Origin of the sequence: Bacillus sp. ISO11 (assembly GCF_003458115.1) — a bacterium.
GTDB classification, from domain to species: Bacteria; Bacillota; Bacilli; order Bacillales; family Bacillaceae_G; genus Bacillus_A; species Bacillus_A cereus.
On record NZ_QXCO01000014.1, the window covers coordinates 1 to 17647 of the forward strand.

Here is a 17647-nt window from a genome sequence, read left to right on the forward strand (position 1 = left end):
TTCGCTCGACTTGCATGTATTAGGCACGCCGCCAGCGTTCATCCTGAGCCAGGATCAAACTCTCCAATAAAGTTAGTTTGTCTAGCATCTAAAATAAAAATTGACGTTTCACGTTGTTTGTTTCGTTCAGTTTTCAAAGAACTTGTCCGCCGCTTCAGAAGCGACTTCATCATATTAACATCTTCATTTTTCGATGTCAACTAAGTTTTAAAATTTCTTTTTTGTCGTTTTCTGCGTTTCCGCATCAGCGACGTTTATTAATATACCATCACACTTTTTAAATAACAAGTGTTTTTTTATAAAAATATAAAAAAATTATCTACCCTATCTTTCTTCTATAGAAATAACTATTATCCTCTCTACTAAAAATAGTTATTCTGATTGTATACTACTACACTTCATTCAACCAAATTGAATTTCACAATACCTTCCCAAATTTTCATTCTCTTCTATATTAAGGTTTATAATAATTATCCTTCTATAAAATAACTATACAAATTAGCCGTAAGAAAAAATCCCATCTACATTAAACAGCCACTCGCACGCATTATCCCCTTCCTTCTCATCCGAAAATTCCCCCCTACAAATTAACAACATTCCAATCCTAATATAAACTTAAGGATATTGTTAGAATTTTTTTACATTTAATTAATGAAAAATATCCATTTTTTTGTTATATAGTAAGAAAGGACGCACTCAACTATAAATAAACCAATGGAGGAATTATTTTATGGATAGGTTAACAAAGTTTTCATTAAAAAACCGAGCTGCCATTATCATCATGATCTTTCTCATTTCCATACTCGGTGTTTATTCCGGCTCTAAATTACCTATGGAATTTTTACCAAGTATCGACAATCCGGCAATTACCGTCACAACCTTATCTCAAGGACTCGACGCTGAAACGATGACAAAGGATGTAACTGATCCTCTCGAAAAACAATTTCGCAATTTAGAACATGTCGACACCATTACTTCTTCTACATACGAGGGATTATCACGTATCGACATTGCGTATACATCAAAAGCAAACATGAAAGATGCAGCACGCGAAGTCGAAAAAGCCGTCAATACAATTAAATTACCTAAAGATGTAACCAAGCCCGTAGTTAGTCAATTAAACACTTCTATGATTCCACTCGCTCAAATTACTATCCAGAAACAAAACGGTTTTTCAAAAGCAGATGAAAAACAAATTGAAAAAGAAATCGTACCACAACTCGAAAACATTGATGGTGTTGCCAACGTTATGTTTTTCGGAAAATCCACCTCTGAATTATCTATCGTACTTGATCCGAACCAATTAAAAAACAAAAACGTAACATCACAGCAGGTACTAACTGTTTTACAAGGAAAAGAAACTTCTACTCCAGCTGGGGCAATTACTGTTAATCAGGAAGAATACAACCTCCGCGTCATTGGGGACATAAAAAATGTAAATGACATTAAAAACATCACTGTGGCACCCCAAGTGAAATTGCAAGACATTGCTCAAATTGAAATTAAACAACACTACGATACAATCTCACATATAAACGGAGAAGAAGGCACAGGATTAATCATCATGAAAGAACCGAGTAAAAATGCAGTTGCCATCGGAAAAGAGATTGATAAAAAAGTTAAAGAGATAGATAAGGAATATAAAGATCAATTTTCTATTAAACTTTTGGCTTCAACCCATGAACAAGTTGAAAATGCTGTTACTAGCATGGGAAAAGAAGTAATACTTGGAGCAATTGCTGCAACTCTAATTATCTTAATCTTTTTACGTAACTTCCGAACAACACTCATCGCTGTTGTCAGTATTCCATTATCTATTTTATTAACACTCTTTTTACTACATCAATCTAACATTACGCTTAACATTTTAACCCTCGGTGGTTTAGCTGTTGCGGTTGGACGTCTCGTCGATGATAGTATCGTTGTCATCGAGAATATTTTCCGCCGTTTACAAAAAGATTCTTTCTCTAAAGATATCATTCTCGATGCAACGAAAGAAGTCGCAGTCGCAATTACTTCTTCTACTTTAACAACGGTCGCTGTTTTTTTACCTATCGGCCTCGTAGCGGGAGCAATCGGAAAATTAATGTTACCTATGGTATTAGCAGTTGTATATTCTATACTATCATCCTTAATCGTTGCACTAACAGTTGTTCCACTTATGGCTTTTTTACTACTCAAAAAAACAAAGCATCGAAAGCCAAATTCTTCATCACGATATGTCGCTACATTAAAGTGGGCTCTTTCTCATAAATTCATTATTCTACTTACTGCATTTTTATTATTTGTAGGATCAATTGCAGCTTATATATTACTACCGAAAGCAAACATAAAATCTGAAGACGACACAATGTTATCTATTAACATGACATTTCCAGCCAATTATAATGCTGAATCTCAAAAACAAAAAGCATTTGATTTTGAAAAGAAATTACTTTCTAATTCAGATATAACAGACGTTATTTTACGAATGGGATCTAGCGCAGAAGATGCACAATGGGGGCAAACAACTAAAAATAACCTCGCTAGTATATTCGTAGTCTTTAAAAAAGGTTCTGATATTGATCAATATATTAAAGAGTTAAAAAAGGAAAATAAAACTTTTGAGCCTGCTGAACTTGATTATATAAAAACAAGTTATTCAAGCTCTGGCGGCGGCAATAACTTACAATTTAACGTAACAGCTACTAACGAAGCGGATTTAAAAGAGGCGGCTACTATCGTTGAAACAAAACTAAAAAGCATGAATGATCTTTCTAAAGTAAAAACAAATTTAGAAGACTCTAAAAAAGAATGGCAAATTCATATTGATCAAACAAAGGCTGAACAACTAGGTTTAACACCAGAAATAGCTGCGCAACAATTAGCATTCCTTATGAAGAAATCACCTATTGGCGAAATTACAATTAATAATGAAAAAGCTACTATTATGATAGAACACAAAAAAGAAAACATTAATAAACAAGAAGATATTTTAAATACAAACATACTATCACCTATTAATGGACCAATACCTTTAAAAGACATCGCAACTATTTCAGAAAAACAAACGCAAACAGAAATTTTCCATAAAGACGGAAAAGAAACAATCCAAATTACAGCCGAAGCTTCAAATGAAGATTTGAGTAAAGTAAACACAGCAGTAAATAAAGCGATGACTGACTTAGATTTACCTAGTGGTGCAAAAGTAAATATCGCAGGAGCTACTGAATCTATGCAAGAGAATTTTACAGATTTATTCAAAATTATGGGGATTGCAATCGGGATTGTATATTTAATTATGGTTATCACCTTCGGGCAAGCACGTGCTCCTTTTGCAATCCTATTCTCCTTACCGTTAGCTGCTGTCGGTGGTATTTTAGGATTAATCATTTCACGAACACCTGTTGATGTAAATTCCTTGATCGGCGCATTAATGTTAATCGGGATTGTTGTTACAAACGCTATTGTATTAATAGAAAGAGTCCAACAAAATCGGGAACACGGAATGGAAACTAGAGAAGCCTTACTTGAAGCAGGTTCTACTAGACTACGCCCAATTATTATGACAGCTATTACAACAATCGTTGCTATGCTCCCACTCCTATTTGGCCAATCCCAAGCAGGAAGTATGGTATCAAAAAGTTTAGCCGTCGTCGTCATCGGCGGTTTGGCAGTCTCAACTGCTCTTACATTAGTAGTCGTTCCAGTTATGTATGAACTATTAGATAAAATCGGGAGAAAAAGACGCTCCCGTAGGAAAATAAGCACTTCTACAGAAACACCTGATATTTAAAAACAAAAGGCGTTACCTTCACAAATGAAGATAACGCCTTCTCTCTATTTATTCATAAAATCCATCATTTTTTCCACATATTGCTCTATAGGTTTACTAGAATCCACAATCCAAATTACATCTGTTCTTCTTTATAATTAATCACAAATTCAACAATCATTACATCCATTCCTTCTATATTAAAATACAAAAGAACCCCCTACCTATAAATAGAGAGTTCTTCTTTATAATTTATGCTGCTTTTACCTTTTTCGTTGTTTTACTTTTTCTTTTCGTTCCTGTAAAGCGCTTGTGTAATATAGATGCTATCAAGCGTGAAATAACATTGAATAGTAATACCATAATAATTAATACAGCTGCAGATTTTGTCGCAATCAACTTCGCATCTGGAATAACTCCTTCAGAATTTAATTTCCAAATGTGAACCGCTAATGTTTCAGCTGGTCTAAACGGATTTAAAGGATGCGCAGGACTTGATAAATCCGCTGCTGAATTTAAAATCGGGGATGTTAAACCCGCTGTGTAAATTAATGCTGCCGCTTCCCCAAATATACGACCCGCCGCTAAAATAATCCCTGTAATAATTTGTGGTAATGACGATGGGATAATAATACGAGCGATTGTTTGCCACTTCGTTGCACCTAATCCAAGACTTGCCTCTTTTACATTATGAGGAACTTCTGAAATCGCATTTTCACAAACACGCGTTAAACCTGGTAAATTTAAAATAGTTAAAGCAAGAGCACCACCCATTACTGTGTATCCCCAACCTGTCATTGTAACGAACACTAACAAACCAAATAAACCAACAACAATAGAAGGTAAAGATGCCATTGTCTCGATACATAGACGAACAAAATTTAAAAAACGTCCTTGTTTTGCGTACTCTGCTAAATATATTCCAGCACCTAATCCAAGAGGAATAGATATAATAAGCGTTATAACAAGCATGTAGAAGGAATTGAATAACTGCGGACCAATCCCACCACCAGCTCTTGTATTGCTTGGTTCTCCAAACAAGAAATTAGGATCCCAAAACCCCCATCCCTTTTGTAAAATTTCAAATACTAAGAACACTAGCAAAGCTACAACTAAAGCTGCAACCGCATAAAAGATACCTGTCCAAACTTTATTTACCGTTCTTGCATTCATTATTATCGCTCACCTCTTTGCCCAATCGCTCGAATTACTAAAATAAACAGGAATGAAATAACAAGTAAAATCATCGCTAAAGTCCATAGCGCATTGTTCCAAGCAGTTCCGTTCAATGTATTCGTCATGTCCATTGTTAAAATACCAGTTAACGTCGCTGTCGGACTATATATTCCTTCTGGTAATTTAATCGTATTCCCGATTACCATTTGAACCGCTAGCGCTTCACCAAAAGCACGCGCTAAACCTAAAACAACACCTGTTAAAATCCCTTTCTTCGCAGCAGGAACAATTACTCGGCTAATCGCTTGCCATTTCGTTGATCCTAGACCATAAGAAGCTTCTAAATAATCAAATGGAACAGAACGTATTGCATCAGAAGCGATACTAGCAATAGTAGGTAAAATCATAATACTTAATACAACAATACCTGCAATTAAACTAAAGCCTACTCCCCCAAACGAATCACGTAATAGTGGTACTAAAATCGTAACACCTAATAATCCGTATACAACCGAAGGAATACCAACTAACAATTCTAGAACAGGCTTCAATACTTTATTTCCAAACTTTGGCGAAATTAAATTCATGAATATAGCAAGAGCTATAGCAATTGGTGCACTAATAATAACCGCACCTAACGAAACCACCGTTGAACCTACAATGAAAATTAAAGCCCCGAAGGATCCTTGATCAGCATTTGGATTCCATTTTGTCGATGTTAACATCTCAGTAAATGAGATACCACTTTGTGTAAAAGATTGAATACCTTTCCCACAAATAAACGCAATAATAGCTAATGTAATTAAAACAATAAAAATACCACAAAACGTAACAAGTGATCTTCCTATATATTCACTTTTTACGTAATTAATTTGTTTTTTCCCCTTCATCACAGGACAGACCCCACTTCACAGATTGAAATGAACAGGACTGGCCTTGCAGCCAGCCCCATAAAATTTTATTACTTATTTAATTTAGACATTGGAATGTAGCCCATATCTTCTACTTGCTTTTCAAAATCTTTACCTTTTACATAATCGATGTAAGCTTTTGTTGCTTCCTTCGCTTCACCTTTTGTTACCATATATTCGTAAGACCAGAATGGATATTTACCAGACGCAATGTTTTCAACTTTCGGTTCAGCACCATCAATTTTCACTGTTTGTAGTGCGCCTTTTTTCTCGCCGACCATGTAAGACATTGCTAAATAACTCACCGAACCAGGAGTAGAGTTAATCGCTTGCTCTACTGCACCGTTAGAATCTTGTGTTGTACCAGTTCCATCATTAATTTTCGCGTCTTTCATAATCGTTTTTTCAAATGTAGCACGTGTACCAGATGAAGCCGGACGGTTAATTACATTGATTTTTTCATCTTTTCCGCCTACTTCTTTCCAGTTTGTTACTTTTCCAGTGAAGATATCTTGTACTTGTTGCATTGTTAAGTTATCAACTTTTACATCTTTATTTACGACAAGAGCGAATGCAATACCCGCTACCTTGTTATCTACTAATTCTTTCGCCTTTTCAGCATCTTTTATTTTATCTCCGGACGGAACATCTGAATTACCAATTTGTACTGCACCAGATGCTACTTGGTTAATCCCAGTTCCACTACCGCCACCTTGAACTTGAATAGAAACTTTTGAATTTTTCTCCATGAATTTCTTTCCAGCTTCCTCCGCAAGAGGTAGAAGAGCTGTAGAACCAGCCGCTGCAATCGTACCTGATAATTCTTGTTTTGTATTATCGCTTCCTTTAGCAGTTTCTTTACTAGTTGTATCTTCTGCTTTCCCACAACCAACTAATGCTCCTGCTACCACTAAAGCTGCTAAAGAAAATTTAATACCTTTTTTCATAACCATGTCTTGTACCCCCATTTGGATTATCACTTTTCGAATTCATTTTCTTTCGAACACAAATTCATTGTAGGACAACAATATTATGTGAGTGTTAAGCAATTTTTAATTTTAAGTAAATGACGATAATAATCCTTAAAAGCTAGAAATCCCAACATTTATAGTTAAATAACCCAACAAAAACCACACTAACTACGCTGCAATGTAAATATATTCTTAACAATGTAAATTCAATGTAAATGTTTTTCTCTCTTTTTCCCTTTTCGTTAAAGTTACATTTACAATTCCGCTGTATTTTGTAATTTTTACACACCTAATTTATGCACATTAAAAATAATTTCAGTAATATTTTTTAGTACAACTAAATAAATTGGAACAATTCTAAAAATAAATGAATATTTTTAAAGTACTAATTGACAACATAATCCAATGTAGTCTACTATATTACTAACAAAAAGTTTACCTTAGGAAACTTTTTAAACTCAAACTAAAAATATAGAGATGAGGTAACTTTTATGGTATCGGCTAATATAAAACCACTTTCCGAATTTAAAATAGGAGAGTTTGTACAAATTGAGAAGATACAATTAGAAGGAACTATGAAACGACGCTTATTAGATTTGGGATTTATCCCGGGGGCGACGATTAAAGTATTGCAACGCAGTCCACTTGGAGATCCGGTCGCTTATCAAGTGAGCAACACAACTATTGCACTGCGTAAAGAAGAAAGCTCCCTTATTTTCGGGGTATTAATAGGAGATGATTTCAGATGAGCAAACATCGTATCGCTTTAGCTGGTAACCCGAATACAGGGAAAAGTACATTATTTAATACTTTAACAGGCTTAAAACAACATACTGGAAACTGGACGGGAAAAACTGTTTTAAAAGCTGAAGGAGAATATGAACATAACGGAAGTAATTATACATTAATAGATTTACCGGGAACTTACTCACTATACTCAAATTCCGCAGACGAAGAAGTAGCGAGGGATTATATTATATTTGAAAAACCAGAAGTAACTGTAGTTGTTATAGACGCAACTGCTATGGAAAGAAATTTAAATTTAGCACTCCAGGTGATGGAGATGACAAATAATGTAGTCATTTGCATTAACTTAATTGATGAAGCCGAGAAAAAAGGGATTGTTATCGATGAAAAGAAATTAGCAAAATCACTTGGTGTACCTGTCGTTAAAATTTCAGCACGTAACCGAGTAGGTATTGGTCATTTGCTAAATGTTATTGCAAGAGTAGCAAATAAAAAACTAATTCCAACACCAATTAAAATTACTTACAGCGAAAAAATCGAAAATATGATTCAGGAATTAGAACCACAAATTTATAAAGTGTTCGGTGATACGTATCCAGCACGTTGGATTGCGTTACGTATATTAGATGGAGATAAAAATTTCTTAACTACACTTCAAAAACACCATAATGAACCACTTGTAAGGGAGGTCGTAATTAATGGAATCTCACTCAGCCAGTAAAGCTCTTCCATTAGACTATATTATTCAACATGCACAAACACTTTCAAAAGAAGATATACGAGATGATATAGTCGGAGATATTTACCGAACATCTGCAAGCATATGTAAAGAATCTGTCCAATATACAAATACTGATAAATTATATCGTTCCGAAAAACTAGATAAAATTTTCACATCTCCAATCTGGGGATTCCCAATTATGCTCGGTATTTTATCTATTATTTTTTATCTTACAATTGCAGGCGCTAACGTACCATCTGATATGATTGCCGAATTCTTCGGATGGGCCGAAGGATATTTAACATCTTGGTTCCAAGCAGCGCATGCACCTGAATGGTTACATGGCATTTTAATACTTGGTTTGTTCCGTGGTATCGGTGCTGTTATTAGCGTTATGTTACCACCTATGGCAATCTTTTTCCCTATGTTCGCGCTATTAGAAAACTACGGATACTTACCACGTGTCGCGTTTAATATGGACCGCTTATTCAAACGATCCGGCGCACACGGGAAACAATCTTTAACAATGGCAATGGGATTTGGTTGTAATGCAGCAGCCATTATGTCAACACGTATCATTGAATCACCACGTGAACGCATGCTAGCAATTTTAACGAACAACTTCGTTCCTTGTAACGGTCGCTGGCCTATGTTAATTTTAATGGCTTCACTATTTATGGCTGCTGGTTATACAGGCAGTATGCAAACATTGGTTACTGCTGGCGTTGTAGTCGGAATGGTTGTAATTGGTGTTATTATGACATTAACTGTTTCTTGGGTACTATCAAAAACAGCCTTAAAAGGGGTTCCAACTCACTACACACTTGAGTTACCTCCGTACCGCAAGCCAAAAGTTTGGAATACAATTGTTCGCGCAACACTCGATAAATCAATCTATGTTTTAAAACGAGCTATAGTTGTTGCTGCCCCTGCGGCTGCATTAACTTGGTTACTTGCTAACATTTTTATTGGTGACACAAGCTTACTTATGTATTTTGTAAACTTTCTAGATCCATTTGCTAAAATGTTAGGACTTGACGGCTTTATTCTAGCTGCATTCATTCTTGGACTACCCGCTAATGAAATTGTAATCCCAATTTTATTAATGTCTTACTTATCAACTGGGGCTTTAACTGAAATAGATGATTTTAATCAAATTAAAAATCTATTCCTAGAAAATGGTTGGACTTGGTTAACAGCGTTAAACACAATGTTGTTCTCACTTCTTCATTTCCCGTGCGGAACAACACTTGTTAATATATACAAAGAAACAAAAAGTGCAAAATGGACATTCTTATCGTTTGCAATCCCTACCGTTATCGCCATTGTTGTTACATTCCTCTCTACACAATTGGTACATTGGTTAGGGCTTGTATAAAGCAAAGCATACATAGAAGGTATCCCCCTTCACATATGCTTTGCACGAAAGAAACCTGAAATTATTCAGGTTTCTTTTTTTGCACATCAGTATTCCACGGCTGTGCTCCATACGTTGTGAGTTTTTTATGAATAAAATATATAGTTCCTGGAAGAACTGCCATTAATATCGTGCAACTAATTCCTAATCCAGTAAACAACTTTCATCACCTTATTTCACTCTTTTCGGTAAAGCTGAACCTGAATGTTCAATTGTTGGATGAACATGAACAGTAATTTCAGCATTACTAAAGTAATTTTCGCCTTGATCCCAATTCTTACTTACCTTTTTCCACTCTTTATAATTATGTCGCTTATACACTTCCCCTAACTCTAGTACATCTACCTTATATTTTTTTTGAACAAGTTTAATTGATTTTTGAATACGCTTCTCCATTTCTTCCGATATATCCTTCTCTAAACGCTTTTCATTCAAAACCTTTTTATGATCACTAAAATGCAACTCAGCCAATGTGCCTTCCAGAGATAAATGAATATCAAACTTTGGTTTTGTAGCATTCGTTGTGGATACTTTAATTTTTCGACGTAACTTATGAATTTCATATGTAATAAGTTGATTCTTTTTACGGATGGTAAAAAAACCTCCAATTTTTTTACCTATTATATAATTCATCCCTACTGTTTCTTCCCCACTCAAATTGCCTACACATTTATTATCCTTTCCACGAAACAATGCTGCACCGTTCATTTGTACTCCTTGTTTTGTTAGTTCCAGAATAGGTAATACAAAACTTCGGTTAGAGATCATCTTTTCCTGCACCTCACCAATTCTTGCAGCCTCAATCATTTGGGCATTTTTCGGAGGGTGTTCAGCTAACATATCAATATACTGCGCCGGTAAATTTTCAGGCTTGGCACTTTGTTTTAAAATAGCTTCGGCATTTTTATTAGAAACGAACAAACGAATATTTCTTCTCATCTCATGATCGCGAATATATACATCTAACGTATTTTGTAAAATGTATGGATGTGAAAGTAATTCTTCAGAGAAAATAATCACCTGTATATGAGGGAAAAATAATGTACGACTAATTTTTTTGGCGATTATTCTTATTTGTTCAAATACACTATCTGCTTTTGCACTAACATTAATATAATTTTCGCTATCCCCACCCCCTTGTCCACCCTGTTGAGACAATTTACTGGGGAGTACCATCTGATAGGTCCCTTTCATAATTGGATTCGCTTTCTTCTCCTTCACAATATCGTAAGCCGCTCCTACTACAAATCCTCTTTCTTCTATCTCTTCTAACTCAGAACACCCACTCATAAATCCAGTTAAAGCCATAACCATTATAATTTTAAGAAGGTGTTTCATTTCCACCATTCCTTCTTTTTATTTTATATACAATTAAAACGAGCAAAGGAGCTAACACAACAAACCCCATATCTATCCAAGCTAAATAAGTCCCATAACTTGATAAAGTATTTAAACTACTAGGTATCATATTCACCATAAAAATAATAGGGGCACTTATGAAAATAAAAATTTGTTTCTTCACTTTCGGAAACATAGCACAAAACAATAAAGATGCGACGTCATAATACATTGCTGTAGTGTTATAAATAGTAATAATCCAAGTCGTAAAAAAAATCGCATCAAACCTTTCTAAAAATCCTCCACCAATTTCAATTTCTTTCCCTAATTCAATTGTTGGATATGTCAATCCACGTGTTGTCATATACGTAAAAACACTAATACAAGTTACATAAATTAAAATGTATGACAGCACGTTTACCATCACCGCTTTCGCGACTGCCATTGGCGCTTTTTTCGCTGTCTTATCATTCAGCAACACCGCATAAAATAAAGCTACTTCAAATCCAATAAACGTAAAAATAGAATTTTTAACTCCAACAGCATATTGACTTACTTTCGTTTGAAAAGCTGGTAGTAAATTATTTATTTCCATTAAATTTATATTCAATAAAGAAAGAAGTACTATCGCAATTAAAACAATAGGCAAGAATAAAACATTTAACCTTAATAAGGCTGCTCTTGATCCTGCTATTCCATAAATAACAACTAATAAGAAGAAAAAAGACAGTAGTTGTATTGGTGTATCACTAAATAAATACGTTTGAGAAATAACTGAAATCATTCGCGATTCATACGCTGTCAAAGCAGCAAACGTTAATACTAAAATACTACTAACTGTGTATGCAACAGGCTTCGTCAAATGCGCACTCGTATATTGAACAAAATTTTGTTTTGGAAATAAGATAGCCACTCTCGTCACAAACCAGCCTAAAACTGCGCAAATCAGTCCACCCAAAAGCAAGATAATCCAACCGTCCGAAAATAAAGTTTGGTTAGCGATATCTCTTGGCATAGACAATGCCCCTATACCAATAATGGTCGATGACACCGCAAACCCAATTTCCCGAGATCCAATCTCTTCATCGCCATACTCAAATGGTTTCACTTATTTTCGCTCCTTTGGACGTATTGTAGAGTCTTTTGTTTGTAAGTACTCTGGTCTATCTTTCAACATCGATTTTGGCATGCGAATAAATTCTTCTTTCCAATCTTTATAAAATGCAGGAGCAATGGGAGTTGTATACGGTATACCAACACTTGTTAAATTTGTAATATGAATAGCAAGTGCGATCAGAGCTAGAATAATCCCATACAGTCCAAAAGCCGTTGCAGCTAATACAAAGACGAAAAGTAAAATTCGGAACGTAATCGTAATACTATATACAGGAAGCGAAAACGTAGCAATCGCAGTAACTGCAATAATAATAACTAAAAACGGATTTACAATCCCTGCATTTACCGCAGCTTCTCCAATTACAAGACCTCCTACAATCCCTATCGTTTGCCCCATCGGTTTCGGCAATCGGATTCCAGCTTCTCGTATTAATTCCATAGTCAAGGCCATCATTAATGTTTCAATATATGCAGGAAACGGAACACCTTCCCTCGCACCTGCAATTGAATAAGCCAATTTAGAAGGAATAAGTCCTTGATGATAAGATACAAGTGCTACATACATAGCTGGTAACAAAACCGCAATTATGCCTGAACCCATACGTAAAAATCTTAATAACGTTCCAATCACCCAGCGCTCGTAATGATCTTCTACAGATTGAAAAATATCAACAAAGACAAGTGGTGCAATAAGAGCAAACGGGGATCCGTCTACTAAAATGGCCGCCTTCCCTTTCGCTAATGAGGCTATAATATTATCAGGCCTCTCTGTATTCAAAAACTGTGGAAATGGGGATAAATTATTATCCTGAATTAATTGTTCAATCGTACCTGTTTCCAAAACGACATCTGTCACTATTGATTGAAGACGGCGATCTAACTCTTTTACAATGTGAGGATTAATAATATCTTCTATATATACTAGGGTTACTTCTTTCTGCGATCGCTTCCCCATAATATAAGATTGGAACCTCAACTTTGGATCGCGTAAGCTGCGTCGGATTAACATTTTATTCACATTAATATCTTCATTTAATCCAACTCTCGGTCCGCGTATTAAATCTTCTGTCACTGGTGGTTCTAAACTTCGCTTCTCCCAAGCCCTACTATTAATAATGATAGCAGTTTGAATATTATCAATTAATATAACTGTATCTCCCGCTAAAATCGCATTTATAATATCCGGAAATGTTGTCTTCTTACCCACTTCCGCAATAGAAATAAAACGATCCAATAACGTCTGAACGACAGCCGCTTCATTTTGCACTTCTTCATATTGAAGAGTACGAACTACATATTTATAAACATTATCCTTGTCTGTTAACCCACATAAAAACACAACCGCACAACGTGTAAAACTCCCAGCAAGAGCAACTTCTCTAATTGTTAAATCATTAGGTGAACCTAACTCATCCCTAATTTCTTTCATAACTTCAAATAAGTTACCTTCAAGCTCTAACAATTTCCCCACCTAACTTCCTTTTCAACAAGTTTTTAGTTAGATTCCGCTAATTGAAGAAAATATATACAAAAAAGAGCTATCTCTTTTCAAAGATAGCTCTAATAAAGTAAAACTTTAATCAACCCTCACCAATCGGGCTTTTACAGGCAGCAGGGCCCCCACCTAACTTCTTTGCTTCCGCTGAATTTTGAGGTGGGGGTCTTACTGCTTGTTAATGCGGGATAAACGAATTACTTTTCCACTATTATAGTGTTTTTCTTTATAAATACACCTTTTGTAAATCCACTGACTACAAACATCACAATTATATTAATTAACAATGCGACTATACCTACATTCAAATCTTTTATATACTGCGGGAAACTCGGAAACATCGTGGCTATGGTTGAACCAGATAAGGTAATATATGCGACCACTAATAGCCCAACTCCCATTCCTGCAATAGCTCCTTGCTTCGTAATAATTTGACGTGGAAACAAACTACATACAAGTGCAGGGAAAAGTTGTGTAACGATACTGTATCCCATTAATAGAAGCGCTCCTATCGTTTCTCCTCCTTTAAATGTAAATAAAACTGCCACGAGCGTTACTACAGGCACAAATAATTTTGCCATCTTAGCAACTTGTCTATCTGAAGCAGATGGAACTATCGTTCGATAAATATTTTTCGCTAACAGTGTAGAAGCCGCCATAACAAGCATCGAACCCGGAACCAATGCCGTTAATACTCCCGCACTACCAATAATTCCAATAAACCAAGGGTCAAACGTTTGAAGAGCAAGTCTGAACAATGAAAGGTCTACATCCGCTCCTTTTAATCCAGGAACCTGTAATATAGCAGCAAATCCTGCAAAAAATACGAAAAGTAAAACTAAAGAATACAATGGCATAATTGCTGCATTTTTACGAAATACTTTTTCATTTTTTGCAGAAAAAGCAGAAGCAAATGTATGAGGCCACATATAGAAACCGAGGGCCGTTAATATAATAGTAGAAACAAACCAAGAAATACTCATTCCTTCTTCAGGTAAAGATAAAAATCCCGGTTTCGCTGCCTCTACAGCCTCAAACATCGGCTGAAATCCTCCATAATAATGATACGGTAAATATATACCTAAAAACATAACGATAAACAGTATCATAATATCCTTCAAAGCGGCCGTCCAAGCCGAACCATGTATACCTGAAACCATTACATATATAGTTATAACAATAGCACCAATCCAAACCGCAACAACAGGTGACACCCTTCCGTAAGAAGCTTCTGAAACGATAATTCCCAGTCCTTTTAACTGTAAAACAAGATATGGGATGATGGAAACAACACCAACAATTGAAACAATAATCCCAAGCGCTTTACTTCTATATTTCTTCGCAAAAAAATCCGACTGTGAAACAAGGTTATGCTCTTTCGCATACTTCCAAATCGGTGGCAATAAAAAATACGATAAAAGATAAGCTAAAGCGCCATAGCCTAAAATATAAAAGGTAGGTGCTCCTTTACTATACGCCCAGCCACTTCCTCCCAAAAATGTAAACGTCGTATAAATTTCACCTGCCATAAGGAGAAAAACAAAAATAGTGCCAAACCCTCTTCCCCCAACTGACCATTGCTCTAAATTCATATCTTTTCCATGTTGTGCCCGAATCCCTAAAAATAGTGCGAGAAACAAAAATAAAATAATGATAAGTAATGCAGTCATTTTACATCCTCCTTATTAGCAGGATCAAACACGTACACAAGCCCCATACAAAAAGATGTAATAAACACTGATAATAATACCCAAAATAATAAAAATGGCATCCCTAATACGTAAGGAGTAACTGAATTCGCAAATATTGGCCCAACTACTAAACAAAGAACTGGGATAAGCGCTAGAATGTGTATTTTCTTCATCTCATTCTCCTTTACTTATAAAGTTCATAATGGCTGATACAAAGACTTCCACTCCAATCGGCAATGCATCTTCGTCAATCGTAAAACGAGGGTGATGGTGAGGATATATAATACCTTTCTCTTTATTTCCCGCTCCGATAAAAAAGAATGTCCCCGGTGCCTTTTGTAAAAACGCTGAAAAATCTTCTCCAGCCATAGTCGGCTGTAAACGAACAACTCTATCCCTTCCATAAAGTTGTAATGCCGTTTGTTCAATAAGCTCTGTAGCTTCATAGTCATTTACAACTGGTCGATACCCATATTCATATGAAAATGTATATTTCGCTCCGTAAGATTCCGTAATATGCTTCACAATCCGCTCAATCTTCTTCTCTGTTTCACCTCGTAATTCATGTCTTAAACTTCTTACTGTCCCTTCAATCTCGGCTTGCTCTGGTATTACATTATGAGTTGTCCCCGCATGAAATTGTGTAACAGATATTACGAGAGAATCTAATGGATTCGTGAGGCGAGATACAATTTGCTGAAGTTGCGAAACGACTTGTGTTCCAATTGCAATACTATCCACCGTTTCATGAGGGATTCCAGCATGTCCACCTTTTCCCTCTATCTTAATTTTAAAAACATCCGGTGCAGCCATTGCAGGGCCATAAATAACACCTATTTTCCCAACCTCTAATGACGCCCAAAGGTGAGCACCAATAATATAATCCACACCTTCCATTACACCTGCAGCAACCATCTCCTCTGCACCACCAGGAAAATTCTCTTCAGCATGTTGGAATAGAAAACGAATCTCCCCTTTAATTTTCTCTCTTTCTTCTACTAACTTATGTACAACCCCAAGTAATATCGCTATATGTCCATCATGACCACATGCATGCATTACACCTTTATATATAGAAATAAAATCAAACTCATTTTCTTCATGAATAGGAAGAGCATCCATATCGGCTCGAATCGCAACTGTTTTGCCCGGATGTTTACCTACTAACTTTGCCATCACACTATATTTAGTCGGCCGTGACACTTCTAAATATGGGAATTTCCGAAGTATATCGAACACAAACTGCGATGTTTTCTCTTCTTGAAAAGATAACTCTGGATACTTATGAAAATGCCTTCTCCACTCAACCAACTGATTTTTTGACAAAACAAGTTCCTTTGCAACATCCATTTCTCTTCTCCCCTTCTTCACCAAGTTAAATGTTATTATAACGTGAATTGTTAACTTTTAAAAGAATATTCTGAATTTTCAGTGATGATAAGCTAAAAAGAAAAAGCCATCCAAAAGATGACTTTTTCATTATTATAAAATAGTAATTGCTTGTTTTCCCATTTGCTCCCAAGCTTTCTCAAATTCTGCTCGCGGAACAGCCAAGCGCGGATTATTTTTAAGAGGATCATTTACATATACAAAGTTTTGATCATATCCAATTACTACTGCACTATGCTCATAATATGTAATTTTCACTTCGCCTGAACTCGTATTCCATGTTTCAAAACTACTTTCAGCTAGCGGCTTAAACGTCGTATTAATAATGACCCATACCGGAGAACCAGAACTAATTACTTTATATATATCTTGCATGTCTCTACCTGTTAAATTAATTACTTTTTCAGGAACATATTTTTCTGCTAAATCAAAGATTGGTTTATTGTATACACCATATCCAGGCTCTGCCTTTGTATAAATATTTCCCACAAATCCCTCGTAAGGATTTCCACGCAAACCATTTTGTTCAAATGGAACACGATGAATTTCGCTAGCAAGTTGCATCTTATCTACTTGTACACCTTTATATTGCAGCAACATAGCTAAACTTGTCACTTCACATCCTCGAGGTAATTCTGGTAATTGTTTAATAAACGGAACATCTTCAATCATAGCTGCTTCTTTCATTTCAGATAGAAACTCTAAGCGTAGAACTTGCGCCTTTTGCATGATTTTATCTTTTCCTATAAAAAACGCAGCAGCAAGTATAATTCCAAAAACAAAAAGATATTTTAACTTTTTCATTATAAACAAAACTCCATTAATTATTATTTTACAGATACACCTCTTATCATTGTACCCTTCTTCTTACTAGTTTGCTAGAAAGATCATGTGAATTATCGCTCATAGAATTAATTATAA

15 protein-coding genes and 1 rRNA gene are annotated in these 17647 nt (G+C 35.5%); 4 read left to right on the plus strand and 12 right to left on the minus strand.

Annotated elements, in window-relative coordinates:
* Positions 1–70: ribosomal RNA gene (locus D1166_RS15950) — 16S ribosomal RNA — on the minus strand; the annotation flags it as partial.
* A gap of 660 nt (positions 71–730) precedes the next feature.
* Between D1166_RS15950 and D1166_RS15955 the strand changes: the two genes are divergently transcribed.
* Complete coding sequence (locus tag D1166_RS15955) at positions 731–3775, plus strand: efflux RND transporter permease subunit (RefSeq protein ID WP_118043355.1); 3045 nt, start codon at positions 731–733, stop codon at positions 3773–3775.
* Positions 3776–4006: 231 nt separating this feature from the next.
* On the opposite strand, the gene pstA is transcribed toward D1166_RS15955, so the two are convergent.
* The 3 genes from pstA to D1166_RS15970 all read right to left on the minus strand — a co-directional run bounded on the left by pstA (position 4007) and on the right by D1166_RS15970 (position 6794).
* A complete protein-coding gene (gene pstA / locus D1166_RS15960) occupies positions 4007–4927 on the minus strand; it encodes a phosphate ABC transporter permease PstA (RefSeq protein WP_000994140.1) in 921 nt (306 codons plus the stop codon).
* Positions 4928–4929: 2 nt separating this feature from the next.
* On the minus strand, positions 4930–5820 hold the full coding sequence (gene pstC / locus D1166_RS15965) for a phosphate ABC transporter permease subunit PstC (protein WP_000676676.1): 891 nt from the start codon (positions 5818–5820) through the stop codon (positions 4930–4932).
* A 71-nt stretch (positions 5821–5891) separates the two neighbouring features.
* Positions 5892–6794: a phosphate ABC transporter substrate-binding protein PstS family protein gene (locus D1166_RS15970; protein WP_000245109.1), complete on the minus strand. Its 903-nt coding sequence runs from the start codon at positions 6792–6794 to the stop codon at positions 5892–5894.
* 509 nt (positions 6795–7303) lie between these two features.
* On the opposite strand from D1166_RS15970, the gene D1166_RS15975 reads away from it, so the two are divergent.
* The 3 genes from D1166_RS15975 to D1166_RS15985 are packed head-to-tail and all read left to right on the plus strand — an operon-like array spanning position 7304 to position 9658.
* Positions 7304–7561: a FeoA family protein gene (locus D1166_RS15975; RefSeq protein WP_000252982.1), complete on the plus strand. Its 258-nt coding sequence runs from the start codon at positions 7304–7306 to the stop codon at positions 7559–7561.
* Positions 7558–8280 carry a FeoB small GTPase domain-containing protein gene (locus tag D1166_RS15980; protein WP_000033868.1) on the plus strand — a complete coding sequence of 241 codons (723 nt, stop codon included), beginning with the start codon at positions 7558–7560 and terminating at the stop codon, positions 8278–8280. The genes D1166_RS15975 and D1166_RS15980 overlap by 4 nt, the downstream gene beginning before the upstream one ends.
* The gene (locus tag D1166_RS15985; protein WP_000443602.1) at positions 8258–9658 is read left to right on the plus strand and encodes a nucleoside recognition domain-containing protein; all 1401 of its coding nucleotides are present in this window, start codon (positions 8258–8260) and stop codon (positions 9656–9658) included. The genes D1166_RS15980 and D1166_RS15985 overlap by 23 nt, the downstream gene beginning before the upstream one ends.
* A 61-nt stretch (positions 9659–9719) precedes the next feature.
* Here D1166_RS15985 and D1166_RS31310 read toward each other — a convergent pair whose 3' ends face one another.
* The 8 genes from D1166_RS31310 to D1166_RS16020 all read right to left on the minus strand — a co-directional run bounded on the left by D1166_RS31310 (position 9720) and on the right by D1166_RS16020 (position 17530).
* Entirely contained in the window at positions 9720–9857 is a 138-nt protein-coding gene (locus tag D1166_RS31310) for a hypothetical protein (protein WP_000493997.1), read from the minus strand.
* Positions 9858–9868: 11 nt separating this feature from the next.
* Complete coding sequence (gene gerLC / locus D1166_RS15990; RefSeq protein WP_000681631.1) at positions 9869–11035, minus strand: spore germination protein GerLC; 1167 nt, start codon at positions 11033–11035, stop codon at positions 9869–9871.
* Positions 11019–12143: a spore germination protein GerLB gene (gene gerLB / locus D1166_RS15995; protein WP_097861485.1), complete on the minus strand. Its 1125-nt coding sequence runs from the start codon at positions 12141–12143 to the stop codon at positions 11019–11021. The genes gerLC and gerLB overlap by 17 nt, the downstream gene beginning before the upstream one ends.
* Positions 12144–13622, minus strand: coding sequence for a spore germination protein GerLA (gene gerLA / locus D1166_RS16000; protein ID WP_001999095.1), 1479 nt, complete (start codon positions 13620–13622; stop codon positions 12144–12146). It abuts the gene before it with no gap.
* 221 nt (positions 13623–13843) lie between these two features.
* Complete coding sequence (locus D1166_RS16005; protein ID WP_000125930.1) at positions 13844–15316, minus strand: sodium:solute symporter family protein; 1473 nt, start codon at positions 15314–15316, stop codon at positions 13844–13846.
* Positions 15313–15510: a DUF3311 domain-containing protein gene (locus tag D1166_RS16010; RefSeq protein ID WP_000719833.1), complete on the minus strand. Its 198-nt coding sequence runs from the start codon at positions 15508–15510 to the stop codon at positions 15313–15315. Before D1166_RS16010 ends, D1166_RS16005 begins: the two co-directional genes overlap by 4 nt.
* A gap of 1 nt (position 15511) precedes the next feature.
* Positions 15512–16687, minus strand: a complete 1176-nt coding sequence (locus D1166_RS16015) for an amidohydrolase (RefSeq protein ID WP_000382127.1) — start codon at positions 16685–16687, stop codon at positions 15512–15514.
* A 132-nt stretch (positions 16688–16819) separates the two neighbouring features.
* Positions 16820–17530, minus strand: coding sequence for a C39 family peptidase (locus tag D1166_RS16020; RefSeq protein WP_000734488.1), 711 nt, complete (start codon positions 17528–17530; stop codon positions 16820–16822).
* Positions 17531–17647 lie beyond the last annotated feature (117 nt).

What these genes read in the sequence shown, in the direction of transcription:
- D1166_RS16020 (WP_000734488.1), bottom strand. Translation starts at nt 17,530, where the DNA reads ATGAAAAAGTTAAAATATCTTTTTGTTTTTGGAATTATACTTGCTGCT.
- D1166_RS16010 (WP_000719833.1), bottom strand. Translation starts at nt 15,510, where the DNA reads ATGAAGAAAATACACATTCTAGCGCTTATCCCAGTTCTTTGTTTAGTA.
- D1166_RS15970 (WP_000245109.1), bottom strand. Translation starts at nt 6,794, where the DNA reads ATGGTTATGAAAAAAGGTATTAAATTTTCTTTAGCAGCTTTAGTGGTA.
- D1166_RS15955 (WP_118043355.1), top strand. Translation starts at nt 731, where the DNA reads ATGGATAGGTTAACAAAGTTTTCATTAAAAAACCGAGCTGCCATTATC.
- pstC (WP_000676676.1), bottom strand. Translation starts at nt 5,820, where the DNA reads ATGAAGGGGAAAAAACAAATTAATTACGTAAAAAGTGAATATATAGGA.
- D1166_RS15985 (WP_000443602.1), top strand. Translation starts at nt 8,258, where the DNA reads ATGGAATCTCACTCAGCCAGTAAAGCTCTTCCATTAGACTATATTATT.
- D1166_RS16005 (WP_000125930.1), bottom strand. Translation starts at nt 15,316, where the DNA reads ATGACTGCATTACTTATCATTATTTTATTTTTGTTTCTCGCACTATTT.
- D1166_RS15980 (WP_000033868.1), top strand. Translation starts at nt 7,558, where the DNA reads ATGAGCAAACATCGTATCGCTTTAGCTGGTAACCCGAATACAGGGAAA.
- D1166_RS15975 (WP_000252982.1), top strand. Translation starts at nt 7,304, where the DNA reads ATGGTATCGGCTAATATAAAACCACTTTCCGAATTTAAAATAGGAGAG.
- gerLC (WP_000681631.1), bottom strand. Translation starts at nt 11,035, where the DNA reads ATGAAACACCTTCTTAAAATTATAATGGTTATGGCTTTAACTGGATTT.
- D1166_RS16015 (WP_000382127.1), bottom strand. Translation starts at nt 16,687, where the DNA reads ATGGATGTTGCAAAGGAACTTGTTTTGTCAAAAAATCAGTTGGTTGAG.
- pstA (WP_000994140.1), bottom strand. Translation starts at nt 4,927, where the DNA reads ATGAATGCAAGAACGGTAAATAAAGTTTGGACAGGTATCTTTTATGCG.